The sequence below is a fragment of the Agrococcus baldri genome (assembly GCA_900114805.1).
GTDB classification, from domain to species: domain Bacteria; phylum Actinomycetota; class Actinomycetes; order Actinomycetales; family Microbacteriaceae; genus Agrococcus; species Agrococcus baldri.
Genome location: FOZN01000001.1, coordinates 615,141 through 637,204, shown reverse-complemented (window position 1 = coordinate 637,204; position 22,064 = coordinate 615,141). Strand labels below are relative to the sequence as shown.

Annotated in this window: 19 protein-coding genes; 14 read left to right on the top strand and 5 right to left on the bottom strand. The window is 71.7% G+C overall.

Annotated elements, in window-relative coordinates:
• The first annotated feature begins 9 nt into the window (after positions 1 to 9).
• Positions 10 to 519 carry a transporter substrate-binding domain-containing protein gene (locus tag BM288_RS03025; protein WP_318255298.1) on the top strand — a complete coding sequence of 170 codons (510 nt, stop codon included), beginning with the start codon at positions 10 to 12 and terminating at the stop codon, positions 517 to 519.
• A complete protein-coding gene (locus BM288_RS03020) occupies positions 516 to 1,511 on the top strand; it encodes a cation diffusion facilitator family transporter (RefSeq protein WP_092915693.1) in 996 nt (331 codons plus the stop codon). Before BM288_RS03025 ends, BM288_RS03020 begins: the two co-directional genes overlap by 4 nt.
• Positions 1,512 to 1,527: 16 nt before the next feature.
• Here BM288_RS03020 and BM288_RS03015 read toward each other — a convergent pair whose 3' ends face one another.
• Positions 1,528 to 2,250 carry a VIT1/CCC1 transporter family protein gene (locus BM288_RS03015; protein WP_177220228.1) on the bottom strand — a complete coding sequence of 241 codons (723 nt, stop codon included), beginning with the start codon at positions 2,248 to 2,250 and terminating at the stop codon, positions 1,528 to 1,530.
• A 187-nt stretch (positions 2,251 to 2,437) separates the two neighbouring features.
• On the opposite strand from BM288_RS03015, the gene sucC reads away from it, so the two are divergent.
• The 4 genes from sucC to BM288_RS02995 all read left to right on the top strand — a co-directional run bounded on the left by sucC (position 2,438) and on the right by BM288_RS02995 (position 5,677).
• Positions 2,438 to 3,604, top strand: coding sequence for an ADP-forming succinate--CoA ligase subunit beta (gene sucC, locus BM288_RS03010; protein WP_092915691.1), 1,167 nt, complete (start codon positions 2,438 to 2,440; stop codon positions 3,602 to 3,604).
• A gap of 11 nt (positions 3,605 to 3,615) precedes the next feature.
• Positions 3,616 to 4,515 (top strand): succinate--CoA ligase subunit alpha, encoded by a 900-nt coding sequence (gene sucD / locus BM288_RS03005; RefSeq protein ID WP_092915689.1) that lies wholly within the window; start codon positions 3,616 to 3,618, stop codon positions 4,513 to 4,515.
• Between the two features lie 146 nt (positions 4,516 to 4,661).
• The gene (locus BM288_RS03000; RefSeq protein ID WP_092915687.1) at positions 4,662 to 4,844 is read left to right on the top strand and encodes a hypothetical protein; all 183 of its coding nucleotides are present in this window, start codon (positions 4,662 to 4,664) and stop codon (positions 4,842 to 4,844) included.
• Positions 4,844 to 5,677 (top strand): MBL fold metallo-hydrolase, encoded by an 834-nt coding sequence (locus BM288_RS02995; protein WP_092915685.1) that lies wholly within the window; start codon positions 4,844 to 4,846, stop codon positions 5,675 to 5,677. Before BM288_RS03000 ends, BM288_RS02995 begins: the two co-directional genes overlap by 1 nt.
• 91 nt (positions 5,678 to 5,768) lie before the next feature.
• Here the strand turns inward: BM288_RS02995 and BM288_RS02990 are convergent, their stop codons facing one another.
• On the bottom strand, positions 5,769 to 7,988 hold the full coding sequence (locus BM288_RS02990; RefSeq protein WP_092915683.1) for an NADP-dependent isocitrate dehydrogenase: 2,220 nt from the start codon (positions 7,986 to 7,988) through the stop codon (positions 5,769 to 5,771).
• Positions 7,989 to 8,140: 152 nt separating this feature from the next.
• On the opposite strand from BM288_RS02990, the gene BM288_RS02985 reads away from it, so the two are divergent.
• From BM288_RS02985 to BM288_RS02960, 6 genes are all read left to right on the top strand, one after another.
• Positions 8,141 to 9,886 (top strand): cell division protein PerM, encoded by a 1,746-nt coding sequence (locus tag BM288_RS02985; RefSeq protein ID WP_092915681.1) that lies wholly within the window; start codon positions 8,141 to 8,143, stop codon positions 9,884 to 9,886.
• 10 nt (positions 9,887 to 9,896) lie between these two features.
• Positions 9,897 to 10,520 (top strand): phosphoribosylglycinamide formyltransferase, encoded by a 624-nt coding sequence (gene purN, locus BM288_RS02980; protein ID WP_092916219.1) that lies wholly within the window; start codon positions 9,897 to 9,899, stop codon positions 10,518 to 10,520.
• Positions 10,517 to 12,313, top strand: coding sequence for a bifunctional phosphoribosylaminoimidazolecarboxamide formyltransferase/IMP cyclohydrolase (gene purH, locus BM288_RS02975; RefSeq protein ID WP_092915679.1), 1,797 nt, complete (start codon positions 10,517 to 10,519; stop codon positions 12,311 to 12,313). The genes purN and purH overlap by 4 nt, the downstream gene beginning before the upstream one ends.
• Positions 12,314 to 12,347: 34 nt before the next feature.
• The gene (locus tag BM288_RS02970) at positions 12,348 to 12,899 is read left to right on the top strand and encodes a P-loop NTPase family protein (protein WP_092915677.1); all 552 of its coding nucleotides are present in this window, start codon (positions 12,348 to 12,350) and stop codon (positions 12,897 to 12,899) included.
• Positions 12,900 to 13,284: 385 nt separating this feature from the next.
• The gene (locus BM288_RS02965) at positions 13,285 to 15,201 is read left to right on the top strand and encodes an ABC transporter ATP-binding protein (protein WP_092915675.1); all 1,917 of its coding nucleotides are present in this window, start codon (positions 13,285 to 13,287) and stop codon (positions 15,199 to 15,201) included.
• The gene (locus tag BM288_RS02960) at positions 15,198 to 17,006 is read left to right on the top strand and encodes an ABC transporter ATP-binding protein (protein WP_092915673.1); all 1,809 of its coding nucleotides are present in this window, start codon (positions 15,198 to 15,200) and stop codon (positions 17,004 to 17,006) included. Before BM288_RS02965 ends, BM288_RS02960 begins: the two co-directional genes overlap by 4 nt.
• A 26-nt stretch (positions 17,007 to 17,032) precedes the next feature.
• On the opposite strand, the gene BM288_RS02955 is transcribed toward BM288_RS02960, so the two are convergent.
• From BM288_RS02955 to BM288_RS14220, 3 genes are read right to left on the bottom strand one after another with little or no spacing between them, the layout of a single operon-like run.
• The gene (locus tag BM288_RS02955) at positions 17,033 to 18,523 is read right to left on the bottom strand and encodes an alpha-amylase family glycosyl hydrolase (protein ID WP_092915671.1); all 1,491 of its coding nucleotides are present in this window, start codon (positions 18,521 to 18,523) and stop codon (positions 17,033 to 17,035) included.
• 21 nt (positions 18,524 to 18,544) lie between these two features.
• Positions 18,545 to 18,991 carry a GNAT family N-acetyltransferase gene (locus tag BM288_RS02950; RefSeq protein ID WP_092915669.1) on the bottom strand — a complete coding sequence of 149 codons (447 nt, stop codon included), beginning with the start codon at positions 18,989 to 18,991 and terminating at the stop codon, positions 18,545 to 18,547.
• A 58-nt stretch (positions 18,992 to 19,049) separates the two neighbouring features.
• Positions 19,050 to 19,988, bottom strand: coding sequence for a 1-phosphofructokinase family hexose kinase (locus BM288_RS14220; RefSeq protein WP_177220227.1), 939 nt, complete (start codon positions 19,986 to 19,988; stop codon positions 19,050 to 19,052).
• A gap of 212 nt (positions 19,989 to 20,200) precedes the next feature.
• Here BM288_RS14220 and BM288_RS14215 point away from each other — a divergent pair, with 212 nt between their 5' ends.
• Together BM288_RS14215 and BM288_RS02940 are read left to right on the top strand one after the other, a co-directional pair.
• Positions 20,201 to 20,908 carry a hypothetical protein gene (locus BM288_RS14215; RefSeq protein ID WP_143102997.1) on the top strand — a complete coding sequence of 236 codons (708 nt, stop codon included), beginning with the start codon at positions 20,201 to 20,203 and terminating at the stop codon, positions 20,906 to 20,908.
• A 104-nt stretch (positions 20,909 to 21,012) separates the two neighbouring features.
• A complete protein-coding gene (locus BM288_RS02940; RefSeq protein WP_092915667.1) occupies positions 21,013 to 22,020 on the top strand; it encodes a hypothetical protein in 1,008 nt (335 codons plus the stop codon).
• Positions 22,021 to 22,064: the final 44 nt, after the last annotated feature.

Sequence of the window (22,064 nt, the reverse complement as noted above, 5' to 3'; positions counted from 1 at the left end):
CCTGCAGGCATGCCAGGAGCACGGATGCGGCCGACGCGTCCGCGGCGCGTCGGCGCTGCCGTGGTCGCGGTCGGGATCGCGGGGGCGCTCGCGGCCTGCGGCATCACGATCCCCTCCGACGTCGAGGGCACGCTCGATGCCGTCACCGGCGGCGTGCTCGAAGTGGGCGTCACGCCCAACCCGCCGTACGTCGATGCGAGCGAGGAGCAGCCCACGGGCAGCGAGGTCGAGGTGGTGACCTCGTTCGCCGACTCGATCGGCGCGACGGTCGAATGGACCGAGGGCAGCGAGCAGACCCTCGTCGGGCTGCTGGAGGCCGGCGAGATCGATCTCGTCATCGGCGGACTCACCGACGACACCCCGTGGAGCGACCGGGTCGCCCTGACGCGCGCCTACGCGCAGGCGGAGCAGGCGGACGGTTCGAGCGCTGGGCTCGTGATGCTCGCGCCGATGGGCGAGAACGCCTTCCTCTCGGCGCTCGAGCGCCACCTCGACGCAGAGGCGCAGGGGGAGAGATGAGCCGGACCGGCAGGCTGGAGCTGCCCGAGCAGCAGGAGCGGTTGCTGCGCAAGGCGCGCAACCTCGAGTGGGCTGTGCTCGCGTACACGGCGGTCACGATCACGGTCGTCGCCCTGGTGATGGGCAACTCCCAGGCGATGCAGACGGCCTGGGTGGAGGACATCCTCTCGACGCTGCCGCAGATCGCCTTCCTGGTCGCCCTGCCGATCATCCGCCGCAAGCCCACGGCAAAGCATCCGTACGGCTACCACCGGGCGATGGGCGTCGGTCACCTCGTCGCGGGCGTCGCGCTGCTCGCCGTCGGCGCCAACCTCTGCTTCGAGGCGATCAGCGGCCTCGTGAAGCAGGAGCATCCGCCGATCGGCACGATGCAGCTGTTCGGCATGACGATCTGGCAGGGCTGGGTCATGATCGCGGTGATGGCGCTCATCGTGATCGGCCCGCTCATCTACGGCCCCATGAAGATGAAGCTCGCCAAGCAGCTCGACAACAAGCTGCTCTACGCCGACGCGGCGATGGCGAAGGCCGACTGGACGACGAACGCCGGCTCGATCGTGGGCGTGCTCGGCATCGGCCTCGGCATCTGGTGGCTCGACGGTGCGGCGGCGCTGTTCATCTCCGCCAGCATCCTCTGGGACGGCATCACGAACACCCGCGGCTCCGTGCTCGACCTGATGGACATGCGAGCGACGACCTACGACCAGAAGCAGCCGCATCCCGTGCACGGTCGCGTCGATGAGGTGCTGCGCGGTCTGCGCTGGGTGCATCACGCCGCGAGCCGCATCCGTGACGAGGGGCAGGTCTTCCACGTCGAGGCCTACGTCGTGCCGAAGCGCGCGAAGGTGAAGGTCTCGGATCTCGACCGCGCGGTCGACGACATCCTGGCGCTCGACTGGCGGGTGCAGGACGTGTCGGTCTCGGTGGTGTCGCAGCTCGATGTGCCGGACGAGGAAGAGGAGCGCGAGGAGCAGCGCGGACGCGGCAGCCCCTAGCGATCCGCGATGCCCGCTAGTGCACGGGGGTGTCGAGCAGCGACCCGATGGACCAGGTCGCGGCGAGCGCGATCACCCCGCCGATCAGCACGCGCAGCATCGCAGCACGCTTGCTCGAGGCGCCGATGCGCGCCGAGACGATGCCGGTCAGCAGCAGGGCGGCGACCGTGGCGGCCGCGATCGACCACGGCATCCAGGCGGCGGGGGCGAGCAGCGCTGCCAGCAGCGGGATGAGCGAGCCGAGCGTGAACGCCACCGCTGAGGAGGCGGCTGCCGCCCACGGGTTGTTGAGATCGTCGGGGTCGAGGTTGTACTCGACGTCGAGGTGCGCGCGTAGCGGATCCGCGTGCGTGAGCTCGACGGCGACGCGGTGCGCGGTGGCCGGCTCGAGTCCGCGCTCCTCGTACATGTGCGCGAGCTGATCGATCTGCCCGTCGGGGTTCGCCTGCAGCAGCGCCTGCTCGCGCCGGATGGCTGCGCGCTCGCTGTCGCGCTGCGAGGAGACCGAGACGTATTCGCCCACGGCCATCGAGAAGGCACCGGCGACCATGGCCGCGACGCCTGCGGTGAGCACGCCGCCGATCGCGGTGCCGGCGCCGGCGACGCCGACCATCAGCGCCGAGGTCGAGACGATGCCGTCGTTCGCGCCCAGCACCCCGGCGCGCAGCCAGTTGAGCTTCGACATCATCGACGCGACGGGCGGCGGCAGGTCCGGCCGGCGCTGCAGAGCGGGATCCATGGAAGTTCCTCCTGACCCCCATCGTCGGCTGTCGCACGGCCCGCCGCAAGCAAGGCGAGGCTCGTACGAAAGCCGCAAGAAAGCCGAATCTTGGCCCTTCGGCAGCCCGAAAGCGGGCGGGGAGGCATGCGCCGGGCGGCTAGGCTTGCCACGGCGAATCCCCCCAAACACACGGATTGGATGACGCGTGGATCTCTACGAGTACCAGGCAAGAGACCTGTTCGAGCAGCACGGGGTCCCCGTGCTGCGCGGCATCACGGCCGACACCCCCGAGCAGGCCGAGGCAGCAGCCACGGAGCTCGGCGGCGGTGTCGTCGTCGTGAAGGCACAGGTCAAGACCGGCGGACGAGGCAAGGCAGGCGGCGTGAAGCTCGCCAAGAGCCCCGCCGAGGCGAAGACCGCAGCGGAGGCGATCCTCGGCCTCGACATCAAGGGGCACACGGTGCGCCGCGTGATGGTGGCGGAGGGCGCCGCGATCAAGGAGGAGTACTACTTCTCCGTGCTGCTGGACCGCGCGAACCGCTCCTACCTCGCCATGTGCTCCTTCGAGGGCGGCATGGAGATCGAGCAGCTGGCCGAGGAGCGCCCCGAGGCGCTCGCGAAGATCGAGGTCGACCCCGCCGTCGGCATCGACGCCGCGAAGGCCGAGGAGATCGTGCGCGCCGGCAAGTTCCCGGAGGAGCTCGTCGCCAAGGTCGCGCCCGTGATCGTGAAGCTCTACGACGTCTTCGTCAAGGAGGACGCCACGCTCGTCGAGGTGAACCCGCTCGTGCTCACCGAGGGCGGCGACATCATCGCGCTCGACGGCAAGATCTCGCTCGACGAGAACGCCGACTTCCGTCAGGAGGGCCACGCGGCCCTCGAGGACAAGGACGCGGCCGACCCGCTCGAGGCGAAGGCCAAGGAGTCCGACCTCAACTACGTCAAGCTCGACGGCCAGGTCGGCATCATCGGCAACGGTGCGGGCCTCGTTATGTCCACGCTCGACGTGGTCGCCTACGCAGGCGAGAAGCACGGCGGCGTGAAGCCGGCCAACTTCCTCGACATCGGCGGCGGCGCATCTGCCGAGGTCATGGCTGCCGGCCTCGACGTCATCCTGAACGACACGGACGTCAAGAGCGTCTTCGTCAACGTCTTCGGCGGCATCACCGCGTGCGACGCGGTCGCCACGGGCATCGTCAAGGCGCTCGAGATCCTCGGCGACGAGGCCTCGAAGCCGCTGGTCGTCCGACTCGACGGCAACAACGTCGAGGAGGGTCGGAAGATCCTCGCCGACGCCGCGCACCCGCTGGTGACGGTCGTCGACACGATGGACGAGGCAGCCGACAAGGCCGCCGAGCTGGCTGCGGCGTAAGGGAGCAAGAGATGTCGATCTACCTCAACAAGGACAACAAGGTCATCGTCCAGGGCATCACCGGGGGCGAGGGCTCGAAGCACACCGCGCGGATGCTCGCGGCCGGCACCCAGATCGTGGGCGGCGTGAATGCACGCAAGGCCGGCACGACCGTCTCGCACACGGCGCAGGACGGCTCGGCCGTCGAGCTGCCCGTGTTCGGCTCGGTCGCCGAGGCCATGGAGGCCACCGGCGCCGACACCTCGATCGTGTTCGTGCCGCCGGCATTCGCCAAGGACGCCGTCATCGAGGCCGTCGACGCGGGCATCGGCCTGCTCGTGGTCATCACCGAGGGCATCCCGGTGCAGGACTCGGCCGAGTTCTGGGCGCACGCGAAGGCCAAGGGCACCACGCGCATCATCGGCCCGAACTGCCCCGGCATCATCACGCCGGAGGAGTCGCTCGTGGGCATCACGCCCGCCAACATCACCGGCAAGGGCCCGATCGGCCTGGTCTCGAAGTCGGGCACGCTGACCTACCAGATGATGTTCGAGCTGCGCGACCTCGGGTTCTCGACCGCCATCGGCATCGGCGGCGACCCGGTCATCGGCACGACGCACATCGACGCGCTCGAGGCCTTCGAGGCCGACCCCGAGACCAAGGCGATCGTCATGATCGGCGAGATCGGCGGCGACGCCGAGGAGCGGGCAGCCGACTACATCAAGGCGCACGTCACGAAGCCGGTCGTCGGCTACGTCGCAGGCTTCACCGCTCCCGAGGGCAAGACGATGGGCCACGCGGGCGCGATCGTCTCCGGCTCGTCGGGCACGGCTGAGGCGAAGAAGGAGGCCCTCGAGGCCGCCGGCGTCAAGGTCGGCAAGACGCCGACGGAGACCGCCCGCCTGATGCGGGAGATCATCGAGTCGCTCTGAGCTGATTCGTCCACGATGGGTCCCGGCCGCGGCCGGGGCCCATCGTCGTGTCCGGAGCCTGCACCCAGCCGTCGCCAGGCTCTGCCGACTACGGTTGCTGCACGATCCGACGAGCCGTCGTCGGTCGCGACGTCGAGGAGGCTGTCATGAGCGACCAGCACGAGCAGCAAGGGAACGAGGACGAAGGCACGAAGAAGCCCGGCGGCCTCGGCGAGGACGGCACGATCCCGCCCGAGGAGGACGGGCTGGGCGCGACCACGACCGACGAGCCGTCGACCTTCGAGCCCGAGGAGGACGAAGCCGCGGCGCCAGAGGTCGACGAGCGCTGATGGTCGCCGGCGCGGCGCACGCGACGATCCTGTGCGCGACGTGCGGCGTCGAGTCGGCAGAGCCGCTGCCCGAGACCTGCCCCATCTGCGCCGATGAGCGGCAGTGGGTGCCGAAGCACGGGCAGGCGTGGACGAGCACGGACGTGCACGCCCGCGACGGCATGCGCATCGACGTCGTCGAGGACGAGCCGAGGCTCTGGGCGCTCACTTCCGAGCCCGCCGTCGGCATCGGGCAGCGTGCGCTGCTGGTGCAGACCGACGCCGGCAACCTGCTCTGGGATCCGATCGGGACGATCACCGACGACGCGGTCGAGCAGGTGCGCGAGCTCGGCGGACTGGCGGCGATCGCCGCCTCCCACCCGCACATGTTCGGCGTGCAGTGCGCGTGGGCGGAGGCGTTGGACGCACGAGTGCTCGTGAGCGAGCGCGACGCAGCCTGGATCCAGCGCCGGCACGAGCGCATCGAGCTCTGGGACGGTGAGCTCGAGCCGCTGCCCGGCGTACGGCTGATCCGCTTCGGCGGCCACTTCCCGGGCTCGGCGATGGTGCTCTGGGCGGCGGGCAGCGGCGGGGACGGATCGCTGCTGGCTGGCGACACCATCCAGCCCAAGCCCGACCGCGCGAGCCTGAGCTTCATGCGCTCGTTCCCGAACAACATCCCCATGTCGCCCGGCGTCGTGCGTCGGATCGCCGACCAGCTCGCGCCGCTGTCGTACCGCCGCATCTACGGGAACATCCCCGGCCAGCTGATCGAGGACGGCCCGGCGGCGGTGGAGCGCTCGGCTTCGCGCCACATCGCCTGGTGCCGCGGCGAGCACGACGACCTGACCTGATCCACCCTCGTCGGACGCGGCGGCGCGTCATCGCGAGGGGTTGCAGAGACGACGAATGGCCCGGCCGGAGCCGGGCCATTCGCGAAGCTGATCAGCGCAGCGGCGCGAGGATCGCGTTGAGCGAGGCGCTCGGCCGCATGGCGGCGTCGGCCAGGTCGGTCTCGACTCGGTAGTAGCCGCCCAGGTCGACGGGGCTGCCCTGCACGGTCAGCAGCTCCTGCTCGATCGTGCTCGTCTGTGCGGCCATCGCCTCGGCGACCGGCCCGAAGGTCTCGGCCAGCGCGGCGTCGTCGTTCTGGGCCGCAAGCTCCTCGGCCCAGAAGCGCGCGAGCCAGAAGTGGCTGCCGCGGTTGTCGATCTCGCCGACCTTGCGCGAGGGCGACTTGTTCTCGTTCAGGAACGAGCCGGTCGCGGCGTCGAGCGTCTCGGCCAGCACACCGGCGCGGGCGTTGCCGGTCGTCTCCGACAGATGGCGGAACGACTCGGCCAGCGCCATGAACTCGCCCAGCGAGTCCCAGCGCAGGTGGTTCTCCTCGACGAGCTGCTGCACGTGCTTCGGGGCGGAGCCGCCGGCGCCGGTCTCGAACAGCCCGCCGCCGTTGAGCAGCGGCACGACCGAGAGCATCTTCGCGCTCGTGCCGAGCTCGAGGATGGGGAAGAGGTCGGTGTTGTAGTCGCGCAGCACATTGCCGGTCACCGAGATGGTGTCCTCACCGCGGCGGATGCGCTCGATGGAGAGCTTCGTCGCGTCGACCGGGCTGAGGATCTGGATGTCGAGGCCGTCGGTGTCGTGCTTCGGCAGCTCAGCCTCGACCTTCTTGATCAGCTCGGCGTCGTGCGCGCGGCCCTTGTCGAGCCAGAAGATCGCAGGCGTCGACGAGGCACGGGCGCGCGTGACCGCGAGCTTCACCCAGTCGCGCACCGGCACGTCCTTCGTCTGGCAGGCGCGCCAGATGTCGCCGGCCTCGACCTCGTGCGACAGGAGCACCTCGCCGGCCGCGTTCACGACCTCGACCGTGCCGTCGCGCTCGATGCGGAAGGTCTTGTCGTGCGAGCCGTACTCCTCGGCCTTCTGCGCCATCAGGCCCACGTTGGGCACCGAGCCCATGGTGGTCGGGTCGAAGGCGCCGTTGGCCTGGCAGTCCTCGATCACGACCTGGTAGATGCCGGCGTAGGACGAGTCGGGGATCACGGCGAGCGTGTCGGCCTCCTCGCCGTCCGGGCCCCACATGTGACCGGACTGTCGGATCATGGCCGGCATCGACGCATCCACGATCACGTCGGAGGGCACGTGCAGGTTGGTGATGCCGCGGTCGGAGTTCACCATCGCCAGGCGCGGGCCGTCGGCGAGGTTGTCCTCGATGGCCTTGCGCACGCCGGCTGCGGTCGACTCGTCGAGCTCGCCCAGGCCCGACAGGATCGAGGCGAGGCCGTTCTCGGCCGACAGGCCGGCGGCGTCGAGCTGCGCGCCGTACTTCTCGAACACGGTCGGCAGGAACGCGCGCACGACGTGGCCGAAGATGATCGGGTCGGAGACCTTCATCATGGTCGCCTTCAGGTGCGCCGAGAACAGCACGTGCTCGTCGCGGGCCCGCTTGACCTGCTCGACGAGGAACGCGTCGAGCGCCTTCGCGCTCATGAAGGTGGCGTCGACGATCTCGCCCTCGAGCACCGTCAGGCCGTCCTTCAGCACGGTGGTCTCGCCGTCGGTGCCCACGAGGCGGATCTGCAGCGTGTCGTCGGCCGGCATCGTCACCGACTGCTCGTTCGCGCGGAAGTCGCCGGCGCTCATGGTCGCCACCGCCGTCTTCGAGTCCTCGGCCCACGCGCCCATCGAGTGCGGGTGCTTGCGCGCGAACTCCTTCACCGAGCGCGGCGCGCGGCGGTCGCTGTTGCCCTCGCGCAGCACCGGGTTGACGGCCGATCCCTTGATCGAGTCGTAGCGGGCGCGGATGTCGCGCTCCTCATCGCTCGCGGGCTCGTCCGGGTAGTCGGGCAGCGCGATGCCGTGCCCCTGCAGCTCCGTGATGGCCGCCTTCAGCTGCGGCACCGATGCCGAGATGTTCGGCAGCTTGATGATGTTGGCCTCGGGCGTCTGCGCCAGCGCGCCCAGCTCTGCCAGCGCGTCCGACTCCTGCTGCTCGGCGGGCAGCAGATCGGCGAAGGCGCTGACGATGCGTCCGGCGAGCGAGATGTCGCGGCTCTCGACCTCCACGTCGGCCGCGGCGGCGAAGGCGCTCACGATCGGCAGGAAGGAGTGCGTGGCGAGCATCGGCGCCTCGTCGGTGTACGTGTAGATGATCTTGGCCATGCGGCTCGAACCCCTTGCAGTGAAGTTGATGGACGGCGGCCGAGAGTGCGTGCACAGGCCGCGCCGTACCCTTCCAACCTACCGCGAGCCCAGCCGGTGGCGCGCGGCGAGGCGACGACGACGAGGGCGGATGCCTCGGTACAGTGCCTGCCGTGCGTCGCGTGTGGGCCGGGATCGGCCAGGCAGTCGAGTCCGCCGCAATCGCGGCGGTCGGACTCGTCGTGTGCGCGCTCGCCGTGCTCGCCGTCTGGGGCTTCGACCAGGGCTTCGGCGGCGACCCGCTGCTGCAGTGGCGCCTGGCTGCCGACGCCTGGCTGCTCGGGCACGGTGCCGACATCGGCGTCTCCCTGGGCCGCGACGCCGTCGTCGCCATCGGCATCGAGGAGGCCGGACGCTCGTTCGTGCTCTCGCTCGGCGCCTGGGGCATCGGGCTCATCACCTTCTGGCTGCATTGGCGCAGCGGGCGTCGCCTCGCCTCGCTGCCGCTGATCGACACCGCGGTCGCGGTCGTGCTCGGTGCCGCGGCGACCGCGGTGATCGGCCTGCTGGTGGGCTCGAGCGCACAGCACTCGAGCGTCGCGCCGAACCTCGCGCACGCGGCGATCCTGCCCGCGCTCGTCGCGCTGCTCGGCATGGCCGGAGCGGTGGTGGCGGTGCACGGGCACGACTGGCTGGCCGCCATCGCGCGCAGCCTGACGATCGAGGATCAGTGGCTGCGACCCATCCGCGCCGCGATCCGCGCGGGCCTCGGCGGCGCGATCGGCGTGCTCGGCATCGGCGCGCTGCTGGTCGCCGTCGGCCTGTTCCTGCGCTTCACCGACGCGCTGCTGATGCTCGAGTCGCTCGGGGTCACGCCCGTCGGCGTGGTCGTGCTGTTCCTGCTGCAGCTGGCACTGGCGCCGATCGCGGTCGTCTGGGGCGCGTCATGGGCGATCGGGCCGGGCTTCATGATCGGCACCGGCTCGAGCATCTCTCCACTGGGCACCGACCTCGGCCCGGTGCCGGCGATGCCGCTGCTGGCCGCGATCGATCCGAGCGCGCAGCCCTGGATGGCGGTCGTCGTGGTGCTGCCGGTGCTGGCCGCGGTGCTGGTGGGCGTGCTCGCGCGACAGAGCCTCCTTGCGGGCAGCGAGGCCCGCCCGGTGCACTGGTGGGAGCTCGCGATCGCCGCCGTCGGCGGGGGTGTGCTGGCGGGGGCGCTGCTGGGCATCGCCGCCATGCTCGCCACCGGTGCTGCAGGCCCCGGAAGGCTCGGGACGACCGGTCCGGATGCGGTGCTCGTCGCCGCCTGGGGAGCCCTCGAGATCGGCGTGGGCCTGCTGATCGGCATGGTGGCCGGCGGCAGGGGCGCGGGTGCGCTCGCGGGCGGCTTCGCGGTGCCGCTTGCCGCGGAGCGCGAGGGATCGACGATCCGCGACTTCTTCGGCTTCGGCCGCGGGGACGACGCACCGGCGGAGCCGGCCGTCGACGAGCAGGAGACCGCAGCGATCGAGCCGCTGGCCGCAGAGCGGACGACCGGCGACGCGACCGGGTCACGGCCGGCCGCGCAGCCGGCTGCCGACGAGCTCGAGACCGCAGTGATCGAGCCCTCCGGCGAGGCGACCGAGTCGGCGCGGGTGGGCGAGCAGCACGGCGAGCCGGCCATGCCGCAGCCGGCGGAGGCGACGCAGCCGGTCGAGGCGACGCAGCCGGTCGTGTCGGTCTCGACCGAGGATCAGACCGGCACGCAGGCCGTCGAGCCGCTGGCCGACGAGGAGACGCTGGCCGACGAGGAGACGCTGGCCGACGTCGACCGCGGGGCCGACGACGAGGCGCCGGCCGACGGCGCGACGCCGGCCGACGGCGCGACGCCGGCCGACGAGGAGATCGACGCGGAGGCCGACCGCAGCCCTCGGTAGGATGGAGTCCGTGCTGCGTCTCGTCGTCCTCGTCTCCGGCAGCGGCACCAACTTCGCCGATCTGCTGCAGCGCACGAAGTCGGGGCGCGTGCCTGCCGAGATCATCGCCGTCGGCGCCGATCGCGAGTGCGGCGGCCTCGAGACGGCGCAGGCCGCCGGCATCCCGACCTTCGTCGAGCCGTTCACCGCGCCGCGCGAGGAGTGGTCGATGCGCATCGCCGACCGCATCGCAGGCTTCGAGCCCGACCTGGTCGTGCTCTCCGGCTTCATGCGGCTGCTCTCGAGCGCCGCCGTCGCCCGCTTCGAGCCCGCCATCCTCAACACCCATCCGGCGCACCTGCCCGAGTTCCCCGGCGCGCACGGCGTCCGCGACGCGCTCGCGGCCGGCGTCGCCGAGAGCGGCGCGACCGTCATCATCGTCGACAGCGGCGTCGACACCGGACCGATCCTCGCACAGCAGCGGGTGCCGGTGCTGCCCGGCGACACGCAGGATGTGCTGCACGAGCGCATCAAGCTCGTCGAGCGCGACCTGCTGGCGCGGGTCGTCACCCACATCGCCGATGGCACCATCGACCTCGCCGATCACGGCCTCGAGCACCGACTCGACCGATCCGACAGTGAAGGAACACAGTGAGCGGACCCCAGCACGACCCCAGCCTCTACCGCGACCGCGATCAGGTGCCCTTCCGTCGCGCGCTCATCTCGGTGAGCGACAAGAGCGGCATCGTCGAGCTCGCGCAGTCGCTCGCCGCCGCCGGCGTCGAGCTGGTCTCGACCGGCTCGACCGCGAAGATGCTGGCGGATGCGGGACTGCCGGTCACCGAGGTCGCTCACGTCACGGGGTTCCAGGAGGCGCTCGACGGCCGCGTCAAGACGCTGCACCCCGCCATCCACGCCGGGCTGCTCGCCGACCTGCGGCTGGAGCACCACGAGGCGCAGCTGGTCGAGCTGGGCATCGCGCCGTTCGAGCTCGTGATCGTGAACCTCTACCCGTTCGTGGAGACGGTGCGCTCCGGCGCGGCCGACGCCGACGTGATCGAGCAGATCGACATCGGCGGCCCCGCCATGGTGCGCGCCGCGGCCAAGAACCATGCGAACGTCGCGATCGTGACCGACCCGCGCGTCTATCCGCTGATCGCCAGGGCGGCAGCGACGGGCCTCTCGCTCATGCAGCGCCGCGCCCTCGCCCGCGATGCCTTCGCCCACACTGCCGGCTACGACCGCGCGGTCGCGCGCTGGTTCGCCGGCGAGCCGGTCGAGGAGCCGACCGCGGCGCCGAATGCGGCAGCAGCCGGTGCCGCGCTCGCCGCCGCTGCTCCCGCGGCGGCCGCTTCCGTCGCCGAGCAGTCAGCGACGGTCGAGCCGGGCGAGCGCGGCGCGGCGGCGGCGCCCGCGCCCGCACGCGCCGGCGCGCCGGGCACGGCTGCGCGGGCCGACGCATCCGACGCCCTGCCCGACACCGGCAGCGCCACCGGGCTGCTGAGGGCCGTGGGCGCCGCGAGCCTCGTGCAGGGGCTGCGCTACGGCGAGAACAGCCACCAGCAGGCGGGCCTGTTCGGGCTGCCGGGCGGGAAGGGCATCACGCAGGCCGAGCTGCTGCACGGCAAGCCGATGTCGTTCAACAATTACGTCGACGCCGATGCCGCCCTGCGCGCGGCGTTCGACTTCACCGAGCCGGCCGTCGCCATCATCAAGCACGCGAACCCCTGCGGCATCGCGGTCGCCGCGCCCGGTGCCGCTGACGCGATCGCCTCGGCGCACCAGCGCGCCCATGCGTGCGACCCGGTGTCGGCCTTCGGCGGCGTGATCGCCGCGAACCGCACGGTCACCGCGGCCATGGCCGAGACCGTGAAGGACATCTTCACCGAGGTGGTCGTCGCGCCCGACTTCGAGCCCGAGGCGCTCGAGCTGCTGACGGCCAAGAAGAACATCCGCCTGCTGCGCCTGCCCGCTGGCTACGTGCGCGAGGGCAGCGAGCTGCGGCAGGTCTCGGGCGGCGTGCTCGTGCAGCAGCCCGACACCTTCGAGGGCTTCTCGTCGCACACCTGGCGGCGCGTGTCGGGCTCGCACGTCTCCGATGCGGTGCTCGCCGACCTCGAGTTCGCCTGGCGCGCGGTGCGCTCGGTGAAGTCGAACGCCATCCTGCTCGCCTCCGGCCTCGCCTCGGTGGGCGTCGGCATGGGGCAGGTCAACCGGGTCGACTCCTGCCACCTCGCCGTCTCGCGCGCAGGGGAGCGGGCCGCCGGCTCGGTCGCCGCCTCCGACGCGTTCTTCCCCTTCGCCGACGGCCTGCAGGTGCTGCTCGACGCGGGCGTCACGGCGGTCGTGCAGCCGGGCGGATCGGTGCGCGACGAAGAGGTCATCGCGGCAGCGAACGCCGCCGGCATCACGATGTACTTCACGGGCGAGCGGCACTTCGCGCACTGATGCTCAGGCGCCGTCAGCGGGTAGTCTCGCTCGGATGAGCGCGGGCACCATCGACGACGTGCGGCGGGCGCGCCGCATCCTCTGCTTCGGCGCCACCGGCTCGGGCAAGTCGACGATGGCGGCGGCGCTGGGGGAGCGGCTCGGCCTGCCCGTCGTGCTGGTGGACGACCTGTGCTGGGAGCCGGGCTGGGTGCAGCCGCCGCGCGACGAGCTCGACCGGCGCATCCTGCCGGTGCTCGATCGCGAGGCCTACGTCATCGACTCGGTCTACCGCTTCCACAACGCCGCCGCGCTCGAGCGGGTCGACGCGATCGTCGGCCTCGACTACCCGCGCGCCACGTCGCTCGCGCGCCTCGTGCGCCGCACGGCCCGACGCATCCGCACCCGGGAACCGGTCTGCAACGGCAATCGCGAGACGGTGCGGCTGGCGCTCTCGAGCGACTCGATCCTGTGGTGGCACTTCCGCTCCTGGCGCTCGAAGCGCGAGCGCATCCGCCAGTGGCATGCGGATGCGTCGGCGCCGCCCCTGCTCCTCCTCCCGCGCCCCGCCGATGCCGACCGCCTGCTCGCGCAGCTGGAGCGCTGACGCGCGCTCGCACGCAGGAGTGGGGGACAAGGCAGAAATGATTGGGAGAACCCGATCACAGGGGTGGACGGGGCAGCGGGGATCTGCTTAGACTGAAAGGCTGCACGCACCACACCGGAGCGGCCGACCAAGGAGGATGCCATGAGCACGACGACGACCGCCCCGATCGCTGCCGCCGGCCTCTTCCCCGTCGGTTCTGCCCGCGCGGGCGTCCGGTAGCGGGGCCCGCCAGCCCGCCGCGAGCCCCGCTCGCCCCGTCGCAGCCGGTCCGCCCTGACCTGTCAGTGGCGCAACCGATCATCGACGAAGCACCACCACTCGCGACCCACCGGTCGCGCCGCTCCCACCGCTGACGCACGACGTCGGCGGCCTCGAAGGATCCCCAATGTCGACGTCCATCCCGGACCAGTCCCCGCCCGACCAGACGCCTGGCGACCACACGCCTGGCGACCAGACCGAGCCGATCGGCCACCTGAGCGCGCTCGCCCGGCTCATGCCGTACATCCGCCCCGTGCTGCCCCGGCTGCTGCTGGGCACGTTCGCCGCGCTGCTCTCGGCGCTGCTGAGCCTGGCGACGCCCATGGTGATGCGCGTGCTGGTCGACGGCCCGCTCGCCGAGGCCGATGCGGGAGCCGTCTGGCCCGTCGCGCTGCTGATCCTCGCGCTGGCACTGGGCGAGGCGTTCTTCGTCTTCATGCGGCGGTTCCTCGTCACGCTGCCGTCGACGCAGGTCGAGGCGACGATGCGCAGCGCGCTCTACCGCCAGCTGCAGGCGCTGCCGGTCGCCTTCCACGACCGCTGGCAGTCGGGGCAGCTGCTCAGCCGCGCCGTGCAGGACCTCGGCATGATCCGCCGCTTCAGCGCCTTCGGCGCACCGCTGCTGGTCGTGAACTCGATCACGCTCGTGGTCGGGATCGTCGTCCTGTTCGTCTGGAGCCCGATCCTGGCGTCGGTGTTCGTGGTGCTCTCCACCCCGATCGTGTTCGTCGCGGTGCGCTTCGAGCGCCGCTACTTCCTGGTCTCGCGCGCCGCGCAGGATCAGGCGGGCGACCTCGCGACCACCGTCGAGCAGTCGATCCACGGCATCCGCGTGCTGAAGGCCTTCGGCCGCGGCCGGCACGCCCTCGAGGGCTTCACGAACCAGGCGTCGACGCTGCGCGAGACCGAGATCGACAAGGCGCGCATGGACGGCTACCTATGGATGTGGCTGACGATCGTGCCGTACGTCTCCTACGCCGTCTGCCTGTTCCTGGGCGTCTGGCTGGCCGCGACCGGGCAGCTCTCGGTCGGCACGCTCGCCGGGTTCTTCGCGGTCGCGATGGTGCTGAACTGGCCGATCGAGTCGATCGGCTTCCTCTTCGCGTTCCTCATCGACGCGTCGAACGCGTCGCGCCGCTTCCACGAGATCATCGACTCCGAGAACACCATCACCGACCCGGCCGAGCCGCGCACGCTCACGCGCCCCAAGGGCCGCCTGGTGTTCGAGGATGTGCACTTCCGCTACCAGGATGCGCAGGAGCACGAGCGCGACCTCGTCGACGGCGCGAGCCTGACGCTGGAGCCCGGCGAGACGATGGCGCTCATCGGCGTCACCGGCTCCGGCAAGACGACGCTCACCGCGCTGCCGACCCGCCTCTACGACGTCACCGGCGGCCGCGTGCTGCTCGACGGCGTCGACGTGCGCGACCTCGCCCTCGAGGAGCTGCGCACGCACGTGGCGATGGCCTTCGAGGATGCGACGCTGTTCTCGGCATCGGTGCGCGACAACGTGCTCATGGGTGCACCGGATGCCTCCGAGGAGGCGCTCGACCGCGCCCTCGCGATCGCGCAGGCCGACTTCGCGCGCGATCTGCCGAAGGGTCTCGACACCGAGATCGGCGAGGAGGGCCTCTCGCTCTCCGGCGGTCAGCGGCAGCGGCTCGCGCTCGCGCGCGCAGTGGCGGCCGCCCCCGCTGTGCTGGTGCTCGACGACCCCCTCTCGGCGCTCGACGTCGAGACGGAGGCGCTCGTCGAGGAGGCGCTGCGCAACGTGCTCGAGACGACCACCGCGCTGATCGTCGCCCACCGTCCCAGCACGGTGCAGCTCGCCGACCGCGTCGCGCTCATGCGCGACGGGCGCATCGACGACGTCGGCACGCACTCCGAGCTGCTGGCGCGCAACGCCCACTACCGATTCGTGATCTCCAGCCTCGAGGAGGCGGCACGCGACCGGAAGACCATCGAGACCGTCACCGGCTCGATGGAGCAGATCCGGCCCGACGAGATCGATCCGCAGACGACCTCCGAGGAGGTGGCCCGATGACCGTGCAGGGAGTCCAGGGCGAAGACCGCACCGACTACACGAAGGCGGAGTCGAAGCAGATCCGCGCGCGCTCGCGCCGGCTGCTCGGCTCGCTGCTGAAGCCGCACCTGACGCGCGTCGTGCTCACGATGGTGCTCGTGGTGATCGCCGTCGCGGCGAACGTCGCAGGCCCCATGCTGATCGCCTACGGCATCGACACCGCGCTGCCGGCCATCATCGAGCAGGCCGACTGGATGCCGCTGTGGGGCGCGACGATCGTCTACATCATCGCCGCGATCGTCGGCGGCGTGCTGATGTTCGTCTACACGGTGAGCATCGCCCGCATCAGCCAGACGGTGCTGTTCGACCTGCGCCGCCGGCTCTTCGACCACGCGCAGCGCCTGAGCCTCGAGTTCCACGAGACCTACACCTCCGGCCGCATCATCGCGCGGCAGACGAGCGATCTCGAATCGATCCGCGACCTGCTCGACCAGGGGCTGAACGAGCTCGTGCGCGGTGTGCTGTTCATGGGCTTCACGGCGGTGGCGATCACCATCCTCGACCCGCTCTCGGGCCTCATCATCGCCCTCGCGCTCATCCCCGCGATCGTCCTGACCCGCTGGTTCCAGGTGCGCTCGACGAAGCTGTTCCGCGAGACCCGCACGACGAGCGCGCGCATGATCGTGCACTTCGTCGAGACGATGACGGGCATCCGCGCGGTCAAGGCGTTCCGCACCGAGCCGAAGGACCAGCGCGAGTTCGACCAACGCGTCGACGACTACCGCGACGCCAACTTCCGCACCATCAACATCTTCGGCATCTACGAGCCGGGCATCATGGCGATCGGCGCCATCACGCTCGCGACGCTGGTGCTGGTGGGCGGCCTGCGCGTCGTCGACGGCTCGCTCGAGATCGGCGCGCTGCTGGGCATCGCGCTCTACGCACGCAACTTCTTCCAGCCCATCCAGGGCATCGGGATGTTCTTCAACGGCTACCAGGCGGCCTCGGCCGCGCTCGAGAAGATCTCGGGCGTGCTCGAGGAGGAGCCGACCGTCAAGGAGCCGGCGCAGCCGAAGGCGCTGCCCGCCTCGCGCGGCCAGATCGACTTCGACGCGGTGCAGTTCTCCTACGGCGGCGAAGCAGCGGTGCTGCCCGACTTCGACCTGCACATCCCCTCCGGCCAGACGATCGCGCTCGTCGGCACCACCGGCGCGGGCAAGTCGACGCTCGCGAAGCTCATCTCGCGCTTCTACGACCCGACGAAGGGCTCGGTGCAGCTCGACGGCGTCGACCTGCGCGAGCTCACGAACGACGACCTGCGGCGCGCGGTCGTGATGGTGACGCAGGAGGCGTACCTCTTCTCCGGCACCGTGGCCGACAACATCGCGCTCGGCAGGCCCGGCGCGAGCGCGGAGGACATCGAGCTGGCGGCCCGTGCGGTCGGCGCGCACGAATTCATCGAGGCGCTACCCGACGGCTACGACACCGATGTGGCCAAGCGCGGCGGCCGTGTGAGCGCCGGGCAGCGGCAGCTGCTGTCGTTCGCGCGCGCGTTCCTCGCCGACCCGCGCGTGCTCATCCTCGACGAGGCCACCGCCTCGCTCGACATCCCGTCCGAGCGGCTCGTGCAGGAGGGACTGACGACGCTGCTGGCCGACCGCACGGCGATCATCATCGCCCACCGGCTCTCGACCGTCGCGATCGCCGACCGGGTGCTGGTGATGGAGCACGGCCGCATCATCGAGGACGGCAGCCCCGACGAGCTCATCGCGCAGGGCGGCAAGTTCGCCTCACTGCACCGCGCCTGGCGCGAGTCGCTGGTGTGATCGCCCGGGCATGACGTGCAGAGGCGCTACGGCCGCGTGAAGCGATCGAGCGCCACTGCCTGCCACGGCTCGAGCTGCAGCACGGCGACGCCGCCGGCGACCTCGACGACGGATGCGCAGTCGGGCACCACGACGTCGCAGTACGTGCCGTCGGCCAGGGCCACGGGCACCTCCACGGCGGCCGGCTCGTCGTCGAGCAGCACCGCGAACGCAGCCGTCTCGCCCCGCATCGAGGTGAAGACGTCGTCGACCGCGGCGGTCGCCGTCACCGGCGCGTCCACCACCCGGGTGCGCCAGGCGACCAGCTCGAGCGTGCCGGGCCAGCGGTGCTGGCACACCCAGGCGCGATCCTCCCAGCCCGGCCCCGCGACCACGTCCGGGTGCTCGTCTCCCGTGCACGAGGCATCCGCCACCGTGCCGTCGTCCTCGAGCGCCGGCCCCTGGTCGCGGTCGCTGAAGGCGTAGCCGGAGTAGAGCGTGGGCGGGCCGTAGTCGCTCGCGAGCATGACGGCCGTGGCGGCCGAGAACTCGCGGCCGTTCGCGTACGAGAGCGTCGTGCCGTTGCGCTCGGTGTCGTGGTTCGCGATGAAGGTGCGGGCACCCTCCTCGAGCAGGCCGTAGGCGCTGGGGGAGAGGTCGGCGAGCGCGCGGGTGGAGCCGCCGCGCACGAACTCGCCGACGCGGTCGGCCCAACCGAACTCCCACACGGTCGAGAAGGGCGTGTACTGCTCGGGGTAGACGGGCTCGCCCGCGCCGCGGATGACCTCGCTGATCACCGGCGTGCCCTCCGGCAGGCCAGCGACGATCGCGGCGACGTCGTCCGGGTCGATGTGCTTGGCGGCGTCGATGCGGAAGCCGTCGGCGCCGAGGTCGAGCAGGCTCTGCAGGTAGGCGCGGAGGTTCGCGCGCACGTGCTCGCTCTCGGTCGCCAGGTCGGCGAGGTTCTCGAGCTCGCAGTGCTGGATGACGTACGGCTCGGTGTAGGCGTCGATGTCGTCGTGCGGGGTGCGTCCGCAGTGGTGGAAGTCGGTGGCGTCGTACAGGCCCGGATACGCGTAGTGGCTGAACTGCGTGCCCGACCAGCCGGTGCCCGCCGGGACGCCCGCCATGTGGTTGAGCACCGCATCCGCGTACACGTCGACGCCCGCCTGCTCGCACGCGCGCGTCATGGCGGCGAACTGCTCGCTCGTGCCCAGTCGCGAGTCGACCATGTACGAGACCGGCTGGTACGACCACCACCACTCGGAGCCGTCGGCGCCCGCTACCCGGGCGCTCGCGCCGTCGACGTGCTCCTGCGGGGGCGAGGTGAGCACCCAGGCGACGCCGGCATCGCCGAGCGCGGGGCACTCGGCGGCGATCGCGTCCCAGCTCCACTGGAACATCGCGATGCCGGCATCGCGCCGTTCGGGAGCCGCGGCCGCGCAGCCCGTGATCGCCAGCACGGCCGCTGCTGCGACGACGGCAGTCAGCCGTCGCAGCACGCTGGTGCGCGCGGTGCGTTCGGCGCGAGCGCGCACGGAGCTGAGCCCGTCAGGCCGTCAGAGCGACTTGCGCCCGATGGACTCGCCGTACTCGTTCTCGCCGATGACCTCGAAGCCGACGGCCTGGAAGAAGTTGCCCGGCCCCAGGTCGTCCTCCTCCCACACCGCGTAGACGCTGTCGAAGCCCAGGCGCTTGGCCTCCTCAGCGACCTTATCGACGGTGAAGGTGCCGACGCCGCGGCGCTGCGCCTCGCCCGCGACGTACATGCGGAGGATGCTCGAGCGGTACTCCTCGCGGTCGACCTCGGGATCGAAGTTGGCCATCACGTAGGCGACCGGCTCGTCGCCGTCGAAGATGACGCGCTGCCAGGCGCTCTGCGTGTTGACGAATTCCTCGAGCTTCGCGTTGGCGGCGAGGAAGGCCTCTTGGCCTCGCTTCAGCGTCATGCCGTTTGCCGCGACGACGTTCGCGGCGGAGAGCTCTTCGAGGCGCAGGTTCGTCATGGGCACACCGTACCAGCGCTCGCGCCGCTGCCACATGGAAGTTGAGTGCCTCGTCAGGTCACCCGATGGGCGTGATGCGGATGCGCGCGGCCAGCCGCTCGGCGTCGACGATCGAGCCCGCCTGCGCGGCGAGCACGGCCGCTCCCGACCACGCGGTGGCCCTGGCGAGCTGCTCCTCGAGCGTCGCTCCCTCGGCGACCGCCAGCGCGAGCGCGGCGACAGCGGCGTCGCCCGCCCCGGTGGGATTGCCGTCGAGCACGTGGTCGAGCTGCGCGTGCCAGGCGCGGCCATCCGGCAGCACCGCGAGCATGCCCTCGACGTCGAGCGAGGCGAAGACCACGCCCGTGCCGTCGGCTGCCAGCCGGCGTGCAGCGTCGAGCGGGTCGGCGCCGCCCATGGCGTCGAAGAGCTCGTGCCGGTTGGGCTTGACGGCGGTGGCGCCCGCGGCCATGGCCTGCCGCAGCTGCTCGCCGCCGACGTCGACGATGACCGGCTTGCCGGCGGCGGCAGCGACCTCGACGACGCTCGCGCAGAAGCCGCCAGGCGTCTCCGGCGGCAGCGAGCCGGAGGAGACGAGGACACGGGCGGCAGGCGCTTCCGCGCGCACGATCGCGAGCAGCCGGTCCCAGTCGTCGGCGCTGATGGCCTCACCGCGCTCGTTGAGATTGGTGGTGCCCGCGGGTGTCACGATCGCCGTGGTGCGGCGCGTGGGGGAGTCGACCTCGACGAGGCGGTGCGCAATGCCGGAGCGGTCGAGGTCGTGCACGAACAGCACTCGCACGGGGCCGCCGATGGGCGCGATCACGACCGCCGGCTCGCCGTGCTGGTGCAGCACGCGGGCGACGTTGACGCCCTTGCCGCCAGCGCGCGAGAGACCGGTCTCGACGCGATGGCTGGTGCCGATCCGGAGCTCGTCCATCGTGTAGGTGATGTCGATCGCGGGATTCGTCGTCACGCAGAGGATCGGCGCGGACGGCGCGGCGCTGGCTGCCTGCATGGTGCCCTCCTCCCGCGTGTGCGTGCTCCTGCTCGATCTTCCCGCATCCCTCCATAGCGTGCGACCCGCAGCGAGGCGGCTGCGCGCGCCCGGGATCATCGTTACGGATTCGTGACCCCGGCAGCGGTGCACGACGGGGCGGTCATCGCCGCTGATCGTCGACACGCCGACCACGATTGACATCGATCGAACACACGTTCGATCATGGAGGGGTGAGCACACGGGTTCCGGCACGACTCGAGCGCCGCGCGGGTGAGGACCGCACGGCGACCGTCGAGGCGCTGCGCGCACGCCTGCGCGGCATGCAGCAGGCGTCGCCGCAGCACGCGGTGCCCTCGCTCGACGAGTCGGCACCAGCCGGGCTCGAGGAGGTCGTGCGCCGGCTGCGCTCCGGCGCCGCCCACAGCATCGAGTCGCGCAGCCTCGCACTCGTCTGCCTGGGCGCCGCCATGCCGGCCGGCGCGTGGGGTGCGATCGTCGGCATGCCGGATCTCGGCGTCGAGGCCGCCCGCGACCTGGGCGTGCCGATCGAGCGCGTGGCGCTCGTGCCCCATCCGGGCCGCTCGTGGCTCGACGTGGTCGCGAGCCTGGCGGAGGCGATGCCGGTGGTGCTCGCAGCCTCGCCCGGCAGCGTGAGCCCCACCGATGCCGCCCGGCTCGCGGCGCGATTGCGGCAGGCGTCCTCGACGCTGCTCGTGGCAGGACCCTGGCCGAACGCGGCCACAGTCGTGCGCAGCGTGCGCGCCGAGTGGCAGGGGCTCGATGCCGGCGACGGCAGGATCGCCGCCGGCAGCCTCGTCGTCGAGGCGGCCTCCGGCGGCGCTCCGCGGTGGGCGCGCATCCCGATCGGCGGCGATGGCGCACCGGCCGCCGCCGCGGCCGAGCCCGGGGAGGAGCTGCAGCACCAGCCGGCGGCATGACCGGAGGCCGTTCCTGAGAGATTCCCGAGTTTCATTGCCCTTCGTCGACGTCCGCCGTAGCGTGGCGGAGGAACGCCGACGAAGTCACGACTCGGGAGGCAGCCATGGCACTGGGCGCAGCGAGCAGCAGCTCCCGCCTGCTGCGCCTCGCGCTCGCCACCGGCGCCGCCACCCTCGGCGCCCTCTCCTTCTCCCTCCTGCTCGGCGCGTCGACTGCCAGCGCTGACGAGGGCGAGCGCCGAGACGGCTCGCTCGTCGGGCTCGTCGGCACTGCGCTCGGCGACGTGACGCAGCCGGTCGGCGACCTGCTCACGGAGATCACCGAGCCCGTCGGCGATGTCGCCGCGGCCGCCTCAGATGCAGTGGTCGACATCGCCGCACCCGTGACGGGAGTCGTCGCAACCGTCACCGCCCCAGTCGAGCCCGTGGCCCAACCGGTGCTGGCGCCGGTGGTCGAGCTCGTCGACGAGGTCGCCGACGATGTGGTCGCCCCCGTGGTGCGCGCCGTCGACGACACCGTCGCTGCCCTTCCGGTCATCAGCGACGTGGTGGGCGACGATCCGGTCGAGCGGATCACCGCGCCGGTGGTCGAGGCAGTCGTCGAAGGGGTCACCCCGCCGCAGCAGCCGGCACCGACGCCTGCGGCACCGACCCCGGCGGCGCCTCCGGCCGACGACGCGGCCGATGGCGACGCATCCGCCCCCGCCCTCGACGACGCGGTCGCCCCCGCAGCGATCGACGGCGCCGCCCTCGGCAATGCGGCCCTCGAGTCGACCCCCGCAGCGCGATCCGGTGCCCCGTCATCGCTCGAGGCGCTGGTCGCGGCAGCGCTCGTCGACGTGCGGCCGACCTCGACAGCAGAGGTGCCCACCATGCAGCCGGGCGATCCGCAGCCGCTCGATCGAGCGGTGCCGCTGTCGCCGGCCGCACCGCCGGCGATCGCACCCGCCGCGCCCGCCGCATCGAGCGGCGGCGCGAGTGGTGCTGCCTCGCCCGCAGCCGAGACCCATGCCCACCAGCTGCCCGCCCCCGCGAGCGGCCAGGCCGGTGCGATCGAGCACGACCGCACCCCCGCCTCGATCGTCGAGGAGCACACCGCCAGCCCTGATTGAGCGATCCGCGGCCGCGCCAGCGCGGCATGCAGCCGTCCCGGAGC